We start from the raw sequence: 13,505 nt of genomic DNA, 5'->3' as shown, positions 1-13,505 counted from the left end.
CAGTGAGCATCGATCACGACACGCTCGTCGAAGAAGTGTCCATCCTGCACGACGACCTGGCGAGCTGGCTGGGCGAGAACGACGCGGCCGGTCTGGAGCGCTTCGGTTCCCAGCTGCACCCCGACTTCTCCATGGTCGTGTTGCAGGGCGCGGTGGTGCCGCGCGCGCAGCTGCTGGAGGGCCTGCGGCGGGCGGGCAACTCGATGCCGGGGTTGAAGATCGACATCGTCGACATCGATGTGCTGCACCGGACCGACGATTGCGCGGTGGCGCGCTTCCGCGAGATCCACCACCGCCCCGACGGCCCGGCCTCCCGCTTCACCACCGCGCTGCTGCTGCCCGATCCGCAGGCGCGCAACGGCCTACGCTGGCGCACGGTGCACGAGACCGCGGCGGCGGGCTGAATCGTCCGCCGGGCGCGCCGCTATTCGTGCAGCGCCCGGCGCAGCATCGAAACCGCCTGGGCCACGGCCGCTTTCGCCGCCTCGGTGTCGTGCAGCGAATTCACCATGACGAAGTCGTGGACGACAGACCCGAAAATGCGAACGGCGGCCGCCGCGCTCGGAGGCGGCCGCCGCGACGGGTGTCAGCGCAGCGCGAGTTCGCCCTGACCGTCATCGACCCGGGCGACCGGGATGGTGGGCGGGAAGCAGTCGGCGCCGGTCGGGGGCACTCCCGACAGGGTCGCCAGCCGGGCGATGAGGCAGGCCGGATTGATCTGGCCGCTCAGCGACGACGGGCCGCTCAGCGAGGAGCTGCCGGAGTCGGCCTGGGCCAACGGGGCGGCGACGAGAAGTGATGCGGCACACAGCAATCCGCTTGCGGCGAGTTTGCGAAGGGTCATGCACCGATGATCGCGGCCCGCACCCGGAACATAAGCATCCGGCCCTGCCCCCAATTCCTTGGACGATGCTTTCGGCGGCCGCTGATCGCCGGGTACTACGGTACCTGCGTGCCTCCCCGACCACGCCTGCCGCGGCTGCCCGAGCTCACCCCGCCCCGGGACGGGCGGCGCGGCTATTCGCAGCAGGAGATCCTGGCCGAACTGCGGCGGCTGATCCTGGAGGGCAATCTGCCGCCGGGTACCGGCCTGCCGCTGCGCGAATTCGCCCAGCGCTTCGAGGTGAGCGCGATTCCGGTGCGCGAATCGCTGCAGACGCTCATCGGCGAGGGCCTGGTCGAGCACCGCCCGAACTTCGGCTATACCGTCACCCGGCTCACCGCCGGGGAGCTGCGCGAGCTGTATGTCGTGCGGGAGCGGCTGGAGTCGGTGGCGCTGGCGGCGGCCGTCGACCGTGCCGGACCCGAGGACCACCGCCTCGCGACCGAATCGCACGCGCGGCTCGAACGAGCGGTCCTCGACGACGACCCGGCCGCCTACCACCGCGAGACCCGCACCTTCCACCTCGCCCTCACCCGCCCGTCGGGTATGGCCCGCCTGGTGCACATGCTCGAATACGCCTGGAACATCACCGAACCGGTGCAGCCCATGGTGCATGTGAGCGCCGCCGAGCGCGCCGTGCTGCACGCCGACCACAGCCGTCAGCTCGCGGCCTTTCTCGCGGGCGATGCCACCGAGTTGCTGAAGATCACCGAGCAGCACCATGCTCGATTGAATACAGTGGTCGAGGGGCTGCCGACCGACACCGGCCTGTTTGCCGAGCCGAAGGCGCGCGAAGATATATAGTTTTCGCAACAGAGCGGCAACACCGGCTCGATAGCGTCGCCGAATCAGACTCCCGCCGTGCGGGACAGACGATCGGATGTGCGACATGAGCGAGACCGTTGCGCCGCCGGAGGAGGGCGTGGGAACCCCGGCGCGAGCGTCGGCCCGTTCGGAGAGCAGGGCATACGACCCCCGGCTGACCAACGCCGACCTCGCTCCGCTCGAGCGGCAGACCTGGGGCGCCTACAACATCTTCGCCTTCTGGATGTCGGATGTGCACAGCGTCGGCGGCTATGTGACCGCGGGCAGCCTGTTCGCACTCGGCCTGGCCAGCTGGCAGGTGCTGGTCGCGCTGGTGATCGGAATCGGTATCGTGCAACTGTTCTGCAATCTGGTCGCCAAGCCCAGCCAGCGCACGGGCGTACCGTATCCGGTGATCTGCCGCAGCGCGTTCGGCGTGCTGGGCGCGAACATTCCGGCCATCATCCGCGGCCTGATCGCGGTGGCCTGGTATGGAATTCAGACCTTTCTCGCGTCGGCGGCGCTGGATGTGGTGCTGGTCAAGCTGTTTCCGGGATTGGCGCCGTACGCGGTGGTCGCCGAGCACGGCTTCCTCGGACTGTCGATGCTGGGCTGGGGCAGCTATCTGCTGCTGTGGGTGCTGCAGGCGTGCGTGTTCTGGCGGGGTATGGAGTCGATCCGCAGGTTCATCGATTTCTGCGGTCCCGCGGTGTATGTCGTGATGTTCGCGCTGTGCGGATACCTGATCGCGCGGGCGGGGTGGGACGCCATCGATCTGAACCTGTCGACGGTCACCCACACGGGCTGGTCGGCGGTGCCGGTGATGCTGGGCGCGATCGCCCTGGTGGTGTCCTACTTCTCCGGCCCGATGCTGAACTTCGGCGACTTTTCCCGCTACGCGCGTTCGTTCGCCGCGGTCGAGCGGGGCAATCTGCTCGGGCTGCCGGTCAACTTCCTGGTGTTCTCCCTGCTGGTCGTGGTCACCGCCTCGCTGACCGTGCCGATCTATGGTGAGCTCATCACCGATCCGGTGCAGACCGTCGCGCGCATCGACAACACCTTCGCGATCGTGCTGGGCGCGTTGACCTTCACGATCGCGACCATCGGCATCAATATCGTCGCCAACTTCGTCTCCCCCGCCTTCGACTTCTCGAATGTCGACCCGCGCAAGATCTCCTGGCGCGCGGGCGGCATGATCGCCGCCGTCGGCTCGCTGGTGATCACCCCGTGGAACCTCTACAACAATCCGGAGGTCATCCACTACACGCTGGAAACGCTGGGCGCCTGCATCGGCCCGCTGTTCGGTGTGCTCCTCGCCGACTACTACCTGGTGCGCAAGCAGCACGTGGTCGTCGAAGATCTGTTCACCCTGTCCCCGCGCGGAAGCTATTGGTACCGCGGGGGTTACAACCCGGCCGCGATCATCGCCACTCTGCTCGGCGCGGCCGCTGCGGTCTTTCCGGTGCTGACCGCGGGCGAGGTGACCGGCATGTACACCGCCGCGCAGTACAGCTGGTTCATCGGCTGCGGGGTCGGCCTGCTCGGCTATCTCGCACTGGCCACCCGCGGCCGGTTCCGTCTACCCATCCCCGAAACCCCGTGAGGAACATGCGTATTCGCGTCATCAATCCGAACACCACCGCCGCGATGACCGCCGTCATCGAGCAGTGTGCCCGGGCCGTCGCCGGTCCGGGCACCGCCGTGGAGGCGGTCACCTCGACCATGGGCCCGGCCTCCATCGAGAGCCACTACGACGAGGCGCTGGCCGTGCCCGGGCTGCTCGCCGAGATCGCCCGCGGTGAGGCCGAGGGGGTCGACGGCTATGTCATCGCCTGTTTCGGCGATCCGGGGCTGTATGCCGCGCGGGAGCTGGCGCGCGGTCCGGTGATCGGCATCGCCGAGGCGGCCATGCATGCCGCGAGCCATCTGGGGCGCGGCTTCAGCGTCGTCACCACGCTGGAGCGGACCGTCGGCCAGGCGCTGGACCTGGCCGAGCGCTACGGCATGGCGCGGTTCTGCCGCGGCGTGCACGCCACCGACATACCGGTGCTCGAGCTCGACGACCCCGAGGTCCGCGGCGTCATCGCCGACGCCTGCCGGGCCGCGGTCGCCGCCGACGGCTCGGACGCCGTCGTACTGGGCTGCGCGGGCATGGCCGATCTGTGCGAGTACCTGACCGGGGAGGTCGGCGTGCCGGTCGTCGACGGCGTCGCCGCGGCCACGCTGTGGGTCCAATCCCTGGTTACGCTGGGCCTACGAAAATCCGGTGGGGGTGAGTTCGCCGCACCGCCGCCCAAGCGCTACACCGGCCCACTGTCCACCTTCGGCACCGATGGAGCTGCCTCGTGACACTGCCCCCCGAATTCCTGTCCGGTCTGGCCACCCGCCTGGGCGAGATCGATGCCGAGTTGGCCCGCCACTATCCCGGCGACCGGCCCGGCCAACCGATCCACACCGCCTACGTCTGCGCCGCCGACGCCACCAAGGAGCTGCCCGACCAGTGGGGCGCGAGCGCGGGCGAACTCGCCGAGCGCCACACCGCGCTGCTCACCGAGCTGGCCGGGGCCGACGTCCTCGCCCGGGTGCGGAACACCCTGGCGCACGGCCCGATTCAGGATCTGCGGCTGGACTTCGAGGACGGCTACGGCAGCCGCGGCGACGAGGTCGAGGACCGCGACGCCGGGCGCGCGGGGCAGATCCTTGCCGCGCTGCCCGCGGCGGTCCGCTCCCGCGGCATCCGGATCAAGGGTCTGACCGGGGCGGAATGGCAGCGGGCCGTGCGCACGCTGGAGCGCGTCCTGGACGGGGCGGGCGGTGTGCCCGACGGATTCGTGTTCACCGTCCCCAAGCTGCGCTCGGTCGAGCAGGTCGGCATCGCCGTGCGATTGTGCGAGGAAATGGAGTTGGCGCACGGATTGCCCTCGGACGCATTGCGTTTCGAGCTGCAGATCGAGAGCCCGCAGGCGGTGATCGCCGCCGACGGCAGCGCCACCGTGGCCCGCGCCATTCACCGCTCGGCCGGGCGATGCAGCGGATTGCATTACGGCACCTACGATTACAGCGCCGCCTGCGGCATCTCCCCGCAGTTCCAGTCGCTCGAGCATCCGATCGCCGACCACGCCAAGGCGGTCATGCAGGCCGCGGCCGCGCAGACCGGGGTGTGGGTGTGCGACGGCTCCACGCAGGTCATGCCGGTGGGCGGCGAGGGCGAGGTCGCCGCGGCCGTCGCCCGGCATTTCCGGCTGGTCACGCGCTCGCTCGAGCGCGGCTACTACCAGGGCTGGGATATGCATCCGGGCCATCTGGTGACCCGCTGGGCGGCGACGTTCGCATTCTTCCGGGGCGCGCTGGGCGCGGCCGCCCCGCGCATCGACCGGTATCTGCGCCGGCAGGGCGGCGCGGTCGTCGACGAACCGGCCACCGCCCAGGCGCTCGCGACCGTGGTACTGCGCGGATTGGATTGCGGCGCATTCGGTCCCGAGGACGTCACGGCACTGGCACCGGCCGCCACGGTCGAGGTGCTCACCCAGTTGCGAGAAAGGAAACTGCCGACCCGATGAGCGGCGAAGCAACCGAATTCACCCTGCTGCCCGATCTGGCCGTGCGCACCCTCGGGGGTGCGGTCGTCTGGGCCGACGACGAATCGTTCGCGGAGAAGGAGAATTTGATCCGACCCGAGGCCGCGACCTTCGTCCCCGCGACCTTCGGGCACAAGGGGCAGCTCTACGACGGCTGGGAGACCCGGCGCCGCCGCCGCTCCCACGGGGCCGCCCCCGACGTCGACGATCGCGACCGGGCCATCGTGCGGCTCGGCGTGCCCGGCGTGATCCGCGGCGTGGTGGTGGACACCGCGTGGTTCAAGGGCAACTATCCGCCCGAGATCGCCGTGGAAGGCATTGCGGTGGAAGGATATCCGTCCGCCGAGGAGCTCGCGGCCCGCACCGATTGGACGACGCTGGTGCCGCGCTCGAAGGTGAACGGGGATTCGGAGAATCCGTTCGTCGTCGAATCGGAGCGGCGCTTCACGCATGTGCGATTGAGCATGTACCCCGACGGCGGGGTGGCGCGGCTGCGCGTACACGGTCTCGCGAAACCCGATCTGCGCTGGCTGGATTCGGGGCCGTTCGATCTGGCCGCCCTGGAGCACGGCGGGCTGGTGGTGGACTGCTCGAACCGCTTCTACTCCCATCCGCAGAATCTGCTGATGCCCGGGCGCGCCCGCGTCATGGGCGACGGCTGGGAGACCGCGCGGCGGCGCGACGGCGGCAACGACTGGGTGCGGGTGCGGCTCACCGGCGAAGGAGTGCCGCGCATGGTGGAGATCGACACCTCCTACTTCCTGTTCAACAGCCCGGGCGCGGCGCGACTGACCGGAATTCGTTCCGACGGAAGCGAAGTGGAATTGCTGGCGCGGGTCGATCTGCAGCCCGACACCCGGCACCGGTTCGCCATCGAGGCACCCGAGCCGGTGACCGAGGTGCGCTTGGACGTGTACCCCGACGGCGGATTCGCCCGGCTGCGGGTCTACGGCACGCTGACCGATGCCGCCCGCGAGCGCCTGCGCGCCGAGCCGGTCTTCGCCGAGCTGACCGATACCGCGCCGGAAGCCCTTCGAGGAGAGCGACAGTGAGCACCGATTACCCCCGCGACCTGGTGGGCTACGGGCCCACACCCCCGCATCCGCACTGGCCCGGCGAGGCGAATATCGCGGTGCAGTTCGTGCTCAACTACGAGGAGGGCGGGGAGAACTGCGTCCTGGACGGCGATCCCGGATCGGAGACCTTCCTGTCGGATATCGTTCCGGCGCAGGCGTTTCCGAACCGGCACATGAGCATGGAATCGCTCTACGAATACGGTTCGCGCGCCGGGCTGTGGCGGGTGCTGCGGGCCTTCGAATCCCGTGACATCCCGCTGACCGTCTTCGCGGTGGCGCGGGCGCTGGAGCGCAATCCGGAGGCGGTGGCGGCGTTCCGCCGCAACCGGTACGAGATCGCCTGTCACGGCTTGCGCTGGATCTCCTATCAGATGGTCGACGCCGAGACCGAGCGCGCGCATATGGCCGAGGCGGTGCGGATCATCACCGAGCTGTTCGGCGAGCCGCCGCGCGGCTGGTACACCGGGCGCGACTCGCCGCAGACCCGCGAGCTGGTCGTCGACCACGGCGGCTTCACCTACGACTCGGACTCCTACGCCGACGATCTGCCGTACTGGGTCCGCGTGCGCGACACCGACCATCTGGTGGTGCCGTACACGTTGGAGGCCAACGATATGCGCTTCTCCTCACCGGCCGGATTCGCCAACGGCGACGAATTCTTCGCCTACCTCCGCGACGCCTTCGACGTGCTCTACGCCGAGGGCGCGGCCGGGGCCCCGAAGATGCTGTCGATCGGCCTGCACTGCCGCCTCGCCGGTCGCCCGGCGCGGGCCGCGGCGCTCAACCGGTTCCTCGACTACGTCCAGTCGCACGACAAGGTGTGGCTGGCCCGGCGGATCGATATCGCCGAGCACTGGGCTCGGATTCATCCGCCCGGGTAGGAGGCCCGGCGCTACATCCCGTTGCATTCGGCGATCGGCGCGGGATAGACGTCGGCCGGGACCTGCGCGCGCCAGGGCCGGTGCACGCTCGCGCCTTCCAGATGCCGCAACTCGGGAATCCAGCGGCGCGCGTACTCCCCGTCCGGGTCGAATCGCTCGGCCTGGCGCAGCGGGTTCAGGACACGGTTGGGGCGGGTGTCGGTGCCGGTTCCGGCAACCCACTGCCAATTGAGTTGGTTGTTGGCCACATCCGCGTCCACGAGCCAGCGGCGGAAATGCTCGGCGCCGATGCGCCAGTCGATCCGCAGCGTCTTGGCCAGGAAGCTGGCGGTGATGAGCCGGGCGCGGCCGGGCATCCAGCCCTCCTCGCGCAGCTGCCGCATCCCGGCGTCGACGATCGGGAATCCGGTGCGGCCCTGCTCCCAGGCCCGCAGGGCATGCGGATCGTCGCGCCAGCGGATGTCGCGCGGGCGGTAGTCGCGCCAGCCCACCTCCGGTCGCGCCGCCAGCACCTGGTGATGGAAGTCGCGCCAGGCCAGCTGGCGGGCGAAGGCTTGCCCGCCCGGCGAGCTGAGGTCGGTGGCGTGCAACACCTCGATCGCCGAGAGGCAACCGAAGTGCAGATAGGGCGAGAGCCGGGAGGTGGCGTCGGCGGCCAGATCGTCGGAATCGGTGGCATAGCCGTCGGCCGACCCGGACATCCAGCGGCGCATGGCCTTTCGGCCGCTGATCGCCCCGCCGACCGCGAGCTTCGGCGAACTCTCCGCCAGGGTCTCGTCGAATTCCGGCAGTGGTTCCGAGCGCACCGGCGGGACGATCAGGCCGCGCGGCGCGGCCAGCGGGCGGCGCAGCGGAAGTTCCAGCCAGCGCTTGTAATACGGGGTGAACACGGCGAAATGATCCCCGCCCGACGCCGGTTTGAGCTCCCGCGGATCGGCCGCCGTCACCGAGGCGGCGTGGGTGTAGACCAGACAGCTGCGCTGGGCCAACCGTTTGCGCAGCGCCTCCTCGCGCATCCGGCTGTACCAGCTCACATCGGCGGCCACATGCACGCTGTCGGCGTGCACCTCGGCGACCACCTCCGCCACAGCCTCCACGACATCGCCGTAGCGCACGACCAATTGGCCTCCCAGAGAGCGCAATTCGGTGTCGAGCTCGGCGAGGGCGGCGGCCAGGAAGCGCGCCCGATTGGGTGCGGACCGGCGGCCCGCGACGATTCGCTCGTCCACCACGAACAGCGGCACCACGGCCGCGCCCTCGTGATGGGCGGCCACCAGCGCGGGATTGTCCCGCACCCGCAGATCCCGGGTGAACAACACCACGGTGACGGTCATCGGTTCGGCTCCCAGGGGTTTCGGTGATCGAAGGAACGACGCCCACGAGGGCCGCGCCGGTCGGCGCGGCGGCTCAGGCGCGCCGGCGACGCGACCCTCGCGGGCGTCGGGTCAGACATCGGTCGTCACGCCGCGCAGAGCGGGGCGAAGGTGTCGAGCCCGCCGGTGGTCGGTGAGGTCAGATATACGCAGGGGTTCTGGCCCGCGGCCACGATCGCGGTGCGCACGGCGGCCCATTCCCCGGCGTCGAGCCGGGGCGCGCGCGACAGGACGAATCCCGACAGCCGGTTCGGATCGGTGACCAGGGCCCACGAATACTCCGGGCCGAGGGCGGTCACGATGTAGTTCGTGGGGCCGGACAGCGCCTGCTGGGTCGGGACGCCCGGGAAGCTCACGTGCAGCTGCGCCCGGGTGACCGGATCGTTGATCGTGGCGGTGCCGCGGATCTCGTTCGGGGTTCCGGCCCAGGTGGTGCAGGAGTTGTGTACCGAGATGTTGCCCTGCGGGTCCAGGGCGTAGTCGGCGCGGGTGTCGCGGGCACAGACCAGGTTGAAGTACTGCGGCACGGCCGCCAGCTGATTCCAGGTGCCCAGATAGCGCGTCAGCTCCAGCGCAGGCACCGGGGCCGGTGGCGCGGCGGCGACCGGACCGGCTGACAGCGCGGTCGCGGCGGTGCCCACGAGCAGCGCCGCCGCGGCGGTGATCCGGCGGACTCGGGTCGAGCGAGGCACGTACACAGGTTCTCCTCGGTTTGTCGTTACCCCCCATCCTACCCATTATCGATGCAAAATCGATGCATGACAACCTTCCCATCGATGCGCTCCCCCGCCCTCCGTGTCGAGACCGACGTGCCCGACCGGGCAGAATGACCCCATGCCCGCCGGTCCGAGCTCCGATATCGCCGCGGGATACACCGTGCGCGCGGTCGCCGACCGGCTGGGTATCCCGACGGCCACGCTGCGCAGCTGGAATCAGCGGTATCGGATCGGCCCCTCCCAGCACCGGCCCGGTAAGCATCGGCTCTACACCGAGGCCGATATCGCCACCCTCGAGCGCATGCTGGCGCTCATCCGCGCCGGGGCGAGTCCCGCCGGCGCGGCCGCGGCGGTGCGCGGTCCGGCCATCGAATTCGGTGATCGCGACACCCTGCTGCGCGCGGCCTTCGAGCTGGACACCACGACGGTAACGAGCCTGCTGGCCAAGCACTTCCGGGATTTCGGCGTGGCCGACACCTGGAACAACCTGTGCCGCCCCGCCTTTGCCGAACTCGTCGCCGAACAGGACAGCGGGGTGGGCTGTATCGATGTGGAGCACCATCTGTCCTGGTGCGTCACCTCGGTGCTGCAACGCAACAATCCGCCGCCGCCCTCGACCGAGCCGCCGTTGATCGTGCTGGCCTGCACCAGCGGCGAACACCATTCCCTACCCCTCGAGGTCCTGCGCGCGGCGCTGGCCGAACGCGCTGTCCCCGCCCTGATGCTGGGCGCGGACGTGCCCACCGCCGCCCTCGCCGACACCCTGTCCCGGCACGCGCGGCGGCCGACGGTGCTGCTGTGGTCCAACCACGAGTCCACGGCGCTGTCGGAGACCGTCCGAGCCTGCCTCGACGCGGACGCGCGCGTCATGGTCGGCGGCCCCGGCTGGTCGACGACCCTGCTGCCCGCCGAGGTGCGCGCGGTCGGCTCGCTCGAGGCCGCCGTCGACGAGTTGGCTTGACGCCACGGTAACGATGCATGCTCGATGCGGAGCGCGCCAGGTTTCAGCCGCGCGTCCGCCCGAGCAAATGACGCAGGTTCGACTCGAGATCCTGATCACGGAAGTGATGCCCGACGGCGATCAGCCGGGCGGGGACCGCGCGCTGGCTGGCGGCGGCGAGTTCGTCGACGCCCTCGCCGCCCAGGATCAGGGCGGGGCCGAACTTCGGGATCGGCAGCAGCGCGGGGCGGTGTAGTACCCGGGCCAGGGTCCGGGTGTAGTCGGAATTGCGAACCGGTTGCGGGGCGGTGGCATTCACCGGGCCGGACAGGTCGGTGTCCCACAGCGCGCGATGGTAGATGTCGGTCAGGTCGTCGATGCCGATCCACGGCAGCCACTGGCGGCCGTCGCCGATGCGGCCGCCGAGGCCGGCGGCGAACAGCGGCCGCAGCAGTCGCAGCGTGCCGCCGCGCGGGGACTGCACGATTCCGGTGCGCACCCGCACCACGCGCACCCCACCCGCCTCGGCCGGTGCCGTGGCGGCCTCCCAGCGTACGACCACGTCGGCGAGGAAACCCGCACCGCGGGAACGGGTTTCGTCGAGAATCTCGTCATCGCGATCGGTGCCGTAGAACCCGACCGCGGAGGCGCTGACAAAGGTCGGCACCCGTGCGGCGGCAGCCAGTTCGGCGAGCGCGCGGGTGGGCTCGATACGACTCTCGGCGATCCGACGCTTGTGTTCGGCGGTGAAGCGCCCGGCGATGGACTCGCCCGCCAGATGCACCACCGCGTCGACGCCGTCGAGTAGGCCGGCGGCCGGTCGATCCGGATCCCATTGCCGCTCATCGGATTTCGCCGGAGCGTGGCGCACCAGCCGGATCACGGTATGCCCGCCGGTCCGCAAAAATGCCGTCAGCGCCGAGCCGACCAGCCCCGACGCCCCCGTGATCGCAATGGTCGAGGGCCCGAACCCGGCCGCCGCGGCGCGCTGATGCGCGGCGAGATCGTCGGCGATCTGCCGATACCGGTAATCGAACATGGGCCGCAGCACACCCGCGGGAATCGGCGTCTCGACCCGATCGATCACCCGGGTGTGCCCGTCGTCCACCGCCTCGAACTCATGAGTGTGCCGCCACGGCAACAGCCGCCCCACGGGCGCCGACACCACCCCGTCCACCGCGATCTCATCCACGAACCGCCGCGGCGGATCGAATTCGCCAGCCTGGTGCTGAGCCACCCACCGCAACCCGCCCGGCAGCCGCAGTACCGCCCGCCCATCGGCCAGCGACTCCGCCTCGACCTCGATATCGACCGGCTGCCAGGGCGGCGCCAACCGCCGAAAGGCCCCCGGCCTTCCGAACCACTCGAACACATCCGCCCGAGAAGCCGCAACGACGCCCGAACATTCGATGCTCACCACTCGACTGTAGCCATCCCCAGGGGATTGAAACGCTTTCGCATCGATTAAACGGCCCGGCGTGGCGTGCCGGGCCAGGGGCGGTGAGATCACGCCTCGCCGCAGCCAGTGTAAAACTCATAAATCGGTTGTGGACGCCACACGGCGGCATGACACTGGCCGGATGAGCAAGCGGGAAACGACAGAAACGGTTACCCCGATTCGATCCCGGCCCGACGGCGGCAGCGGAAGTAGCGACCCCGCCATCGACCGCCTTTTTCGCGATGGTCGGTTGATGTCGATGCCGTCGTTGAAGTCCCGCCACCGCGCAGTACGCGAACAGTTGCTCAGCCATATCGCCCGCACCCATTTCGACCCGAACGTCCTCTACACCGAGAAACAGGTCAACCGACGGCTGGCAAGAATCTTCGACGACCACGTCGCGCTTCGCCGCTATCTGGTGGAGACGGGGCGCCTCGACCGCACCCGCGACGGCGCCCGCTACTGGCTCCCCGGCACCGAGCAGCCCGTCTCGACGAGCCCGTAGCACGCGCTACCGGGCAATGCCCTGACTACCGATCGATCTGTTGGGGACTTGCCCGAGAGCTCTGAAAAATCGGCTGCCCCCAATTCCATTGGCATAGGAATGCTCAAAGGTTGCGAGCAGATGGGACAACCGGAGTTCTACCTTGCGGGCAGTTGATCCGCACCCGAAATTGCAGCGGCACAGCAAATATTCGGACCACTGACATGTGTCGTCGGGTGGGCGTAGACTTTAACGCACTCGTTCGGGTGGTCTACACCTGCGTGGCAGGGGAGGTTCCTGGGGGATGCCCGAGGACGACGGTCGAGAATGCCTGCGCAGTGAAATCGCTGCGTTCTACGCGGGTTTCGGGCAGCCCGAAGCGCTGCGCAACGCCTTTCGGCAGGCCGCGTTGCTGGTGCCGGTGACCGATGACGATCGCGTCTACGTCTCCCAGGTGGGCGGGGTCGACTGGCTGTGCGCGTTCACGGGGATCGAGGAGTACGCCCGCTACATGGTGACGCGCAGTCATCTGACCGAGGGAGGTATCGAGGCGGACCGGGAGTACCGATATCACACGCTGTGGGGTTGGCGGCTGCTCGAGTACGCCGAATCGAGGGAGCAACCCACCGGCGTCGCGGTCGACATCGTGGGAGCCGCCCCGATGGCATTTCCACCGGATGTGTCCGAATAGTCGAGGAATCGTGAGGCTGTCATGACCGATCAGCTGAATGTCAACCCCGCGGTGCTGGTGCAAGCGGCGAAGGGGATCGAAGGAACCATCGGCGGCCTGTCGGAGATGGGTATCGGCGAGACCGGCAATATGGGCCGCGGTTTCTCGCTGTTGACCCTGTCGACGAAGGCGGCGGGCAAGCATTCGGTGCAGAAGGCGTTCGAGGAGTTCACCGAGCGCTGGTCATGGGGTGTGCGGGCGCTGGTGCAGGCAGGCAATGCGATCGCCCGCACCCTGGGTCTGGCGGCCGGGCGCTATCACGAGATGGACCAGAAGGGTCACGACACGCTCAAGAAGATGTGGACCCATATGGCGGGCAACCCACATCTGACCGACGAGCAGATCACCAAGCGCTCCTGGCGAGAGACATTCGCCGACAACAGCTTCAACCACATTCGCAACGCCGACTACAGCGCCAAGTCGTTCCAGGACGCGAATCGCACCATCCAGACCAATATGAAGATCGTCGGGGAGGTCGGTCCGCAGGCACTGGCGAACGTCAACCCCGCGAGCGGCCTGATCACCGGAGAGCGACCCGGCTGGAATACCGGCGCCTCGCAGCGAGCCGCTGAGATCATGAAAGAATCTGGGGGACAGTAGGG

15 protein-coding genes are annotated in these 13,505 nt (G+C 69.2%); 11 read left to right on the top strand and 4 right to left on the bottom strand.

The window, feature by feature from the left end; genetic code table 11:
• The first annotated feature begins 2 nt into the window (after positions 1-2).
• Positions 3-404 (top strand): DUF4440 domain-containing protein, encoded by a 402-nt coding sequence (locus NDR87_RS11635; protein WP_251911538.1) that lies wholly within the window; start codon positions 3-5, stop codon positions 402-404.
• 182 nt (positions 405-586) lie between these two features.
• On the opposite strand, the gene NDR87_RS11630 is transcribed toward NDR87_RS11635, so the two are convergent.
• Complete coding sequence (locus NDR87_RS11630; RefSeq protein WP_251911535.1) at positions 587-844, bottom strand: hypothetical protein; 258 nt, start codon at positions 842-844, stop codon at positions 587-589.
• Positions 845-952: 108 nt separating this feature from the next.
• Here NDR87_RS11630 and NDR87_RS11625 point away from each other — a divergent pair, with 108 nt between their 5' ends.
• The 6 genes from NDR87_RS11625 (at position 953) to puuE (ending at position 7,222) form a co-directional block, all read left to right on the top strand.
• Complete coding sequence (locus tag NDR87_RS11625) at positions 953-1,687, top strand: GntR family transcriptional regulator (RefSeq protein WP_372494141.1); 735 nt, start codon at positions 953-955, stop codon at positions 1,685-1,687.
• Between the two features lie 85 nt (positions 1,688-1,772).
• Positions 1,773-3,290, top strand: a complete 1,518-nt coding sequence (locus tag NDR87_RS11620) for an NCS1 family nucleobase:cation symporter-1 (protein ID WP_251911533.1) — start codon at positions 1,773-1,775, stop codon at positions 3,288-3,290.
• Between the two features lie 5 nt (positions 3,291-3,295).
• Entirely contained in the window at positions 3,296-4,036 is a 741-nt protein-coding gene (locus tag NDR87_RS11615; protein WP_251911461.1) for an aspartate/glutamate racemase family protein, read from the top strand.
• A complete protein-coding gene (locus tag NDR87_RS11610) occupies positions 4,033-5,247 on the top strand; it encodes an aldolase/citrate lyase family protein (RefSeq protein ID WP_251911460.1) in 1,215 nt (404 codons plus the stop codon). Before NDR87_RS11615 ends, NDR87_RS11610 begins: the two co-directional genes overlap by 4 nt.
• Positions 5,244-6,317 carry an allantoicase gene (gene alc, locus NDR87_RS11605; RefSeq protein ID WP_251911457.1) on the top strand — a complete coding sequence of 358 codons (1,074 nt, stop codon included), beginning with the start codon at positions 5,244-5,246 and terminating at the stop codon, positions 6,315-6,317. Before NDR87_RS11610 ends, alc begins: the two co-directional genes overlap by 4 nt.
• Complete coding sequence (gene puuE / locus NDR87_RS11600) at positions 6,314-7,222, top strand: allantoinase PuuE (RefSeq protein WP_251911454.1); 909 nt, start codon at positions 6,314-6,316, stop codon at positions 7,220-7,222. The genes alc and puuE overlap by 4 nt, the downstream gene beginning before the upstream one ends.
• Before the next feature lie 11 nt (positions 7,223-7,233).
• Here puuE and NDR87_RS11595 read toward each other — a convergent pair whose 3' ends face one another.
• The gene (locus tag NDR87_RS11595; RefSeq protein ID WP_251911451.1) at positions 7,234-8,556 is read right to left on the bottom strand and encodes a deoxyribodipyrimidine photo-lyase; all 1,323 of its coding nucleotides are present in this window, start codon (positions 8,554-8,556) and stop codon (positions 7,234-7,236) included.
• Between the two features lie 125 nt (positions 8,557-8,681).
• Positions 8,682-9,287 (bottom strand): lipocalin family protein, encoded by a 606-nt coding sequence (locus NDR87_RS11590; protein WP_372494140.1) that lies wholly within the window; start codon positions 9,285-9,287, stop codon positions 8,682-8,684.
• 142 nt (positions 9,288-9,429) lie between these two features.
• Here NDR87_RS11590 and NDR87_RS11585 point away from each other — a divergent pair, with 142 nt between their 5' ends.
• Entirely contained in the window at positions 9,430-10,272 is an 843-nt protein-coding gene (locus NDR87_RS11585) for a MerR family transcriptional regulator (protein WP_251911447.1), read from the top strand.
• A 43-nt stretch (positions 10,273-10,315) separates the two neighbouring features.
• Here NDR87_RS11585 and NDR87_RS11580 read toward each other — a convergent pair whose 3' ends face one another.
• On the bottom strand, positions 10,316-11,668 hold the full coding sequence (locus NDR87_RS11580) for a TIGR01777 family oxidoreductase (protein WP_251911444.1): 1,353 nt from the start codon (positions 11,666-11,668) through the stop codon (positions 10,316-10,318).
• Between the two features lie 163 nt (positions 11,669-11,831).
• On the opposite strand from NDR87_RS11580, the gene NDR87_RS11575 reads away from it, so the two are divergent.
• The 3 genes from NDR87_RS11575 (at position 11,832) to NDR87_RS11565 (ending at position 13,503) form a co-directional block, all read left to right on the top strand.
• Entirely contained in the window at positions 11,832-12,194 is a 363-nt protein-coding gene (locus tag NDR87_RS11575) for a DUF2087 domain-containing protein (protein ID WP_251911441.1), read from the top strand.
• Positions 12,195-12,477: 283 nt separating this feature from the next.
• A complete protein-coding gene (locus NDR87_RS11570) occupies positions 12,478-12,864 on the top strand; it encodes a hypothetical protein (RefSeq protein ID WP_251911438.1) in 387 nt (128 codons plus the stop codon).
• A 21-nt stretch (positions 12,865-12,885) separates the two neighbouring features.
• Positions 12,886-13,503: a type VII secretion target gene (locus NDR87_RS11565; RefSeq protein WP_251911435.1), complete on the top strand. Its 618-nt coding sequence runs from the start codon at positions 12,886-12,888 to the stop codon at positions 13,501-13,503.
• Positions 13,504-13,505 lie beyond the last annotated feature (2 nt).

The sequence above is a fragment of the Nocardia sp. CDC159 genome (genome assembly GCF_023740735.1).
Taxonomy (GTDB): Bacteria; Actinomycetota; Actinomycetes; order Mycobacteriales; family Mycobacteriaceae; genus Nocardia; species Nocardia pulmonis.
This window is presented reverse-complemented; position numbering and strand designations above follow the sequence as displayed.

Excerpts from the sequence above, each read along its gene's own strand:
- NDR87_RS11585 (WP_251911447.1), top strand. The coding sequence starts at position 9,430 with ATGCCCGCCGGTCCGAGCTCCGATATCGCCGCGGGATACACCGTGCGC.
- NDR87_RS11595 (WP_251911451.1), bottom strand. The coding sequence starts at position 8,556 with ATGACCGTCACCGTGGTGTTGTTCACCCGGGATCTGCGGGTGCGGGAC.
- NDR87_RS11620 (WP_251911533.1), top strand. The coding sequence starts at position 1,773 with ATGAGCGAGACCGTTGCGCCGCCGGAGGAGGGCGTGGGAACCCCGGCG.
- alc (WP_251911457.1), top strand. The coding sequence starts at position 5,244 with ATGAGCGGCGAAGCAACCGAATTCACCCTGCTGCCCGATCTGGCCGTG.
- NDR87_RS11565 (WP_251911435.1), top strand. The coding sequence starts at position 12,886 with ATGACCGATCAGCTGAATGTCAACCCCGCGGTGCTGGTGCAAGCGGCG.
- NDR87_RS11570 (WP_251911438.1), top strand. The coding sequence starts at position 12,478 with ATGCCCGAGGACGACGGTCGAGAATGCCTGCGCAGTGAAATCGCTGCG.
- NDR87_RS11615 (WP_251911461.1), top strand. The coding sequence starts at position 3,296 with ATGCGTATTCGCGTCATCAATCCGAACACCACCGCCGCGATGACCGCC.
- NDR87_RS11630 (WP_251911535.1), bottom strand. The coding sequence starts at position 844 with ATGACCCTTCGCAAACTCGCCGCAAGCGGATTGCTGTGTGCCGCATCA.
- NDR87_RS11575 (WP_251911441.1), top strand. The coding sequence starts at position 11,832 with ATGAGCAAGCGGGAAACGACAGAAACGGTTACCCCGATTCGATCCCGG.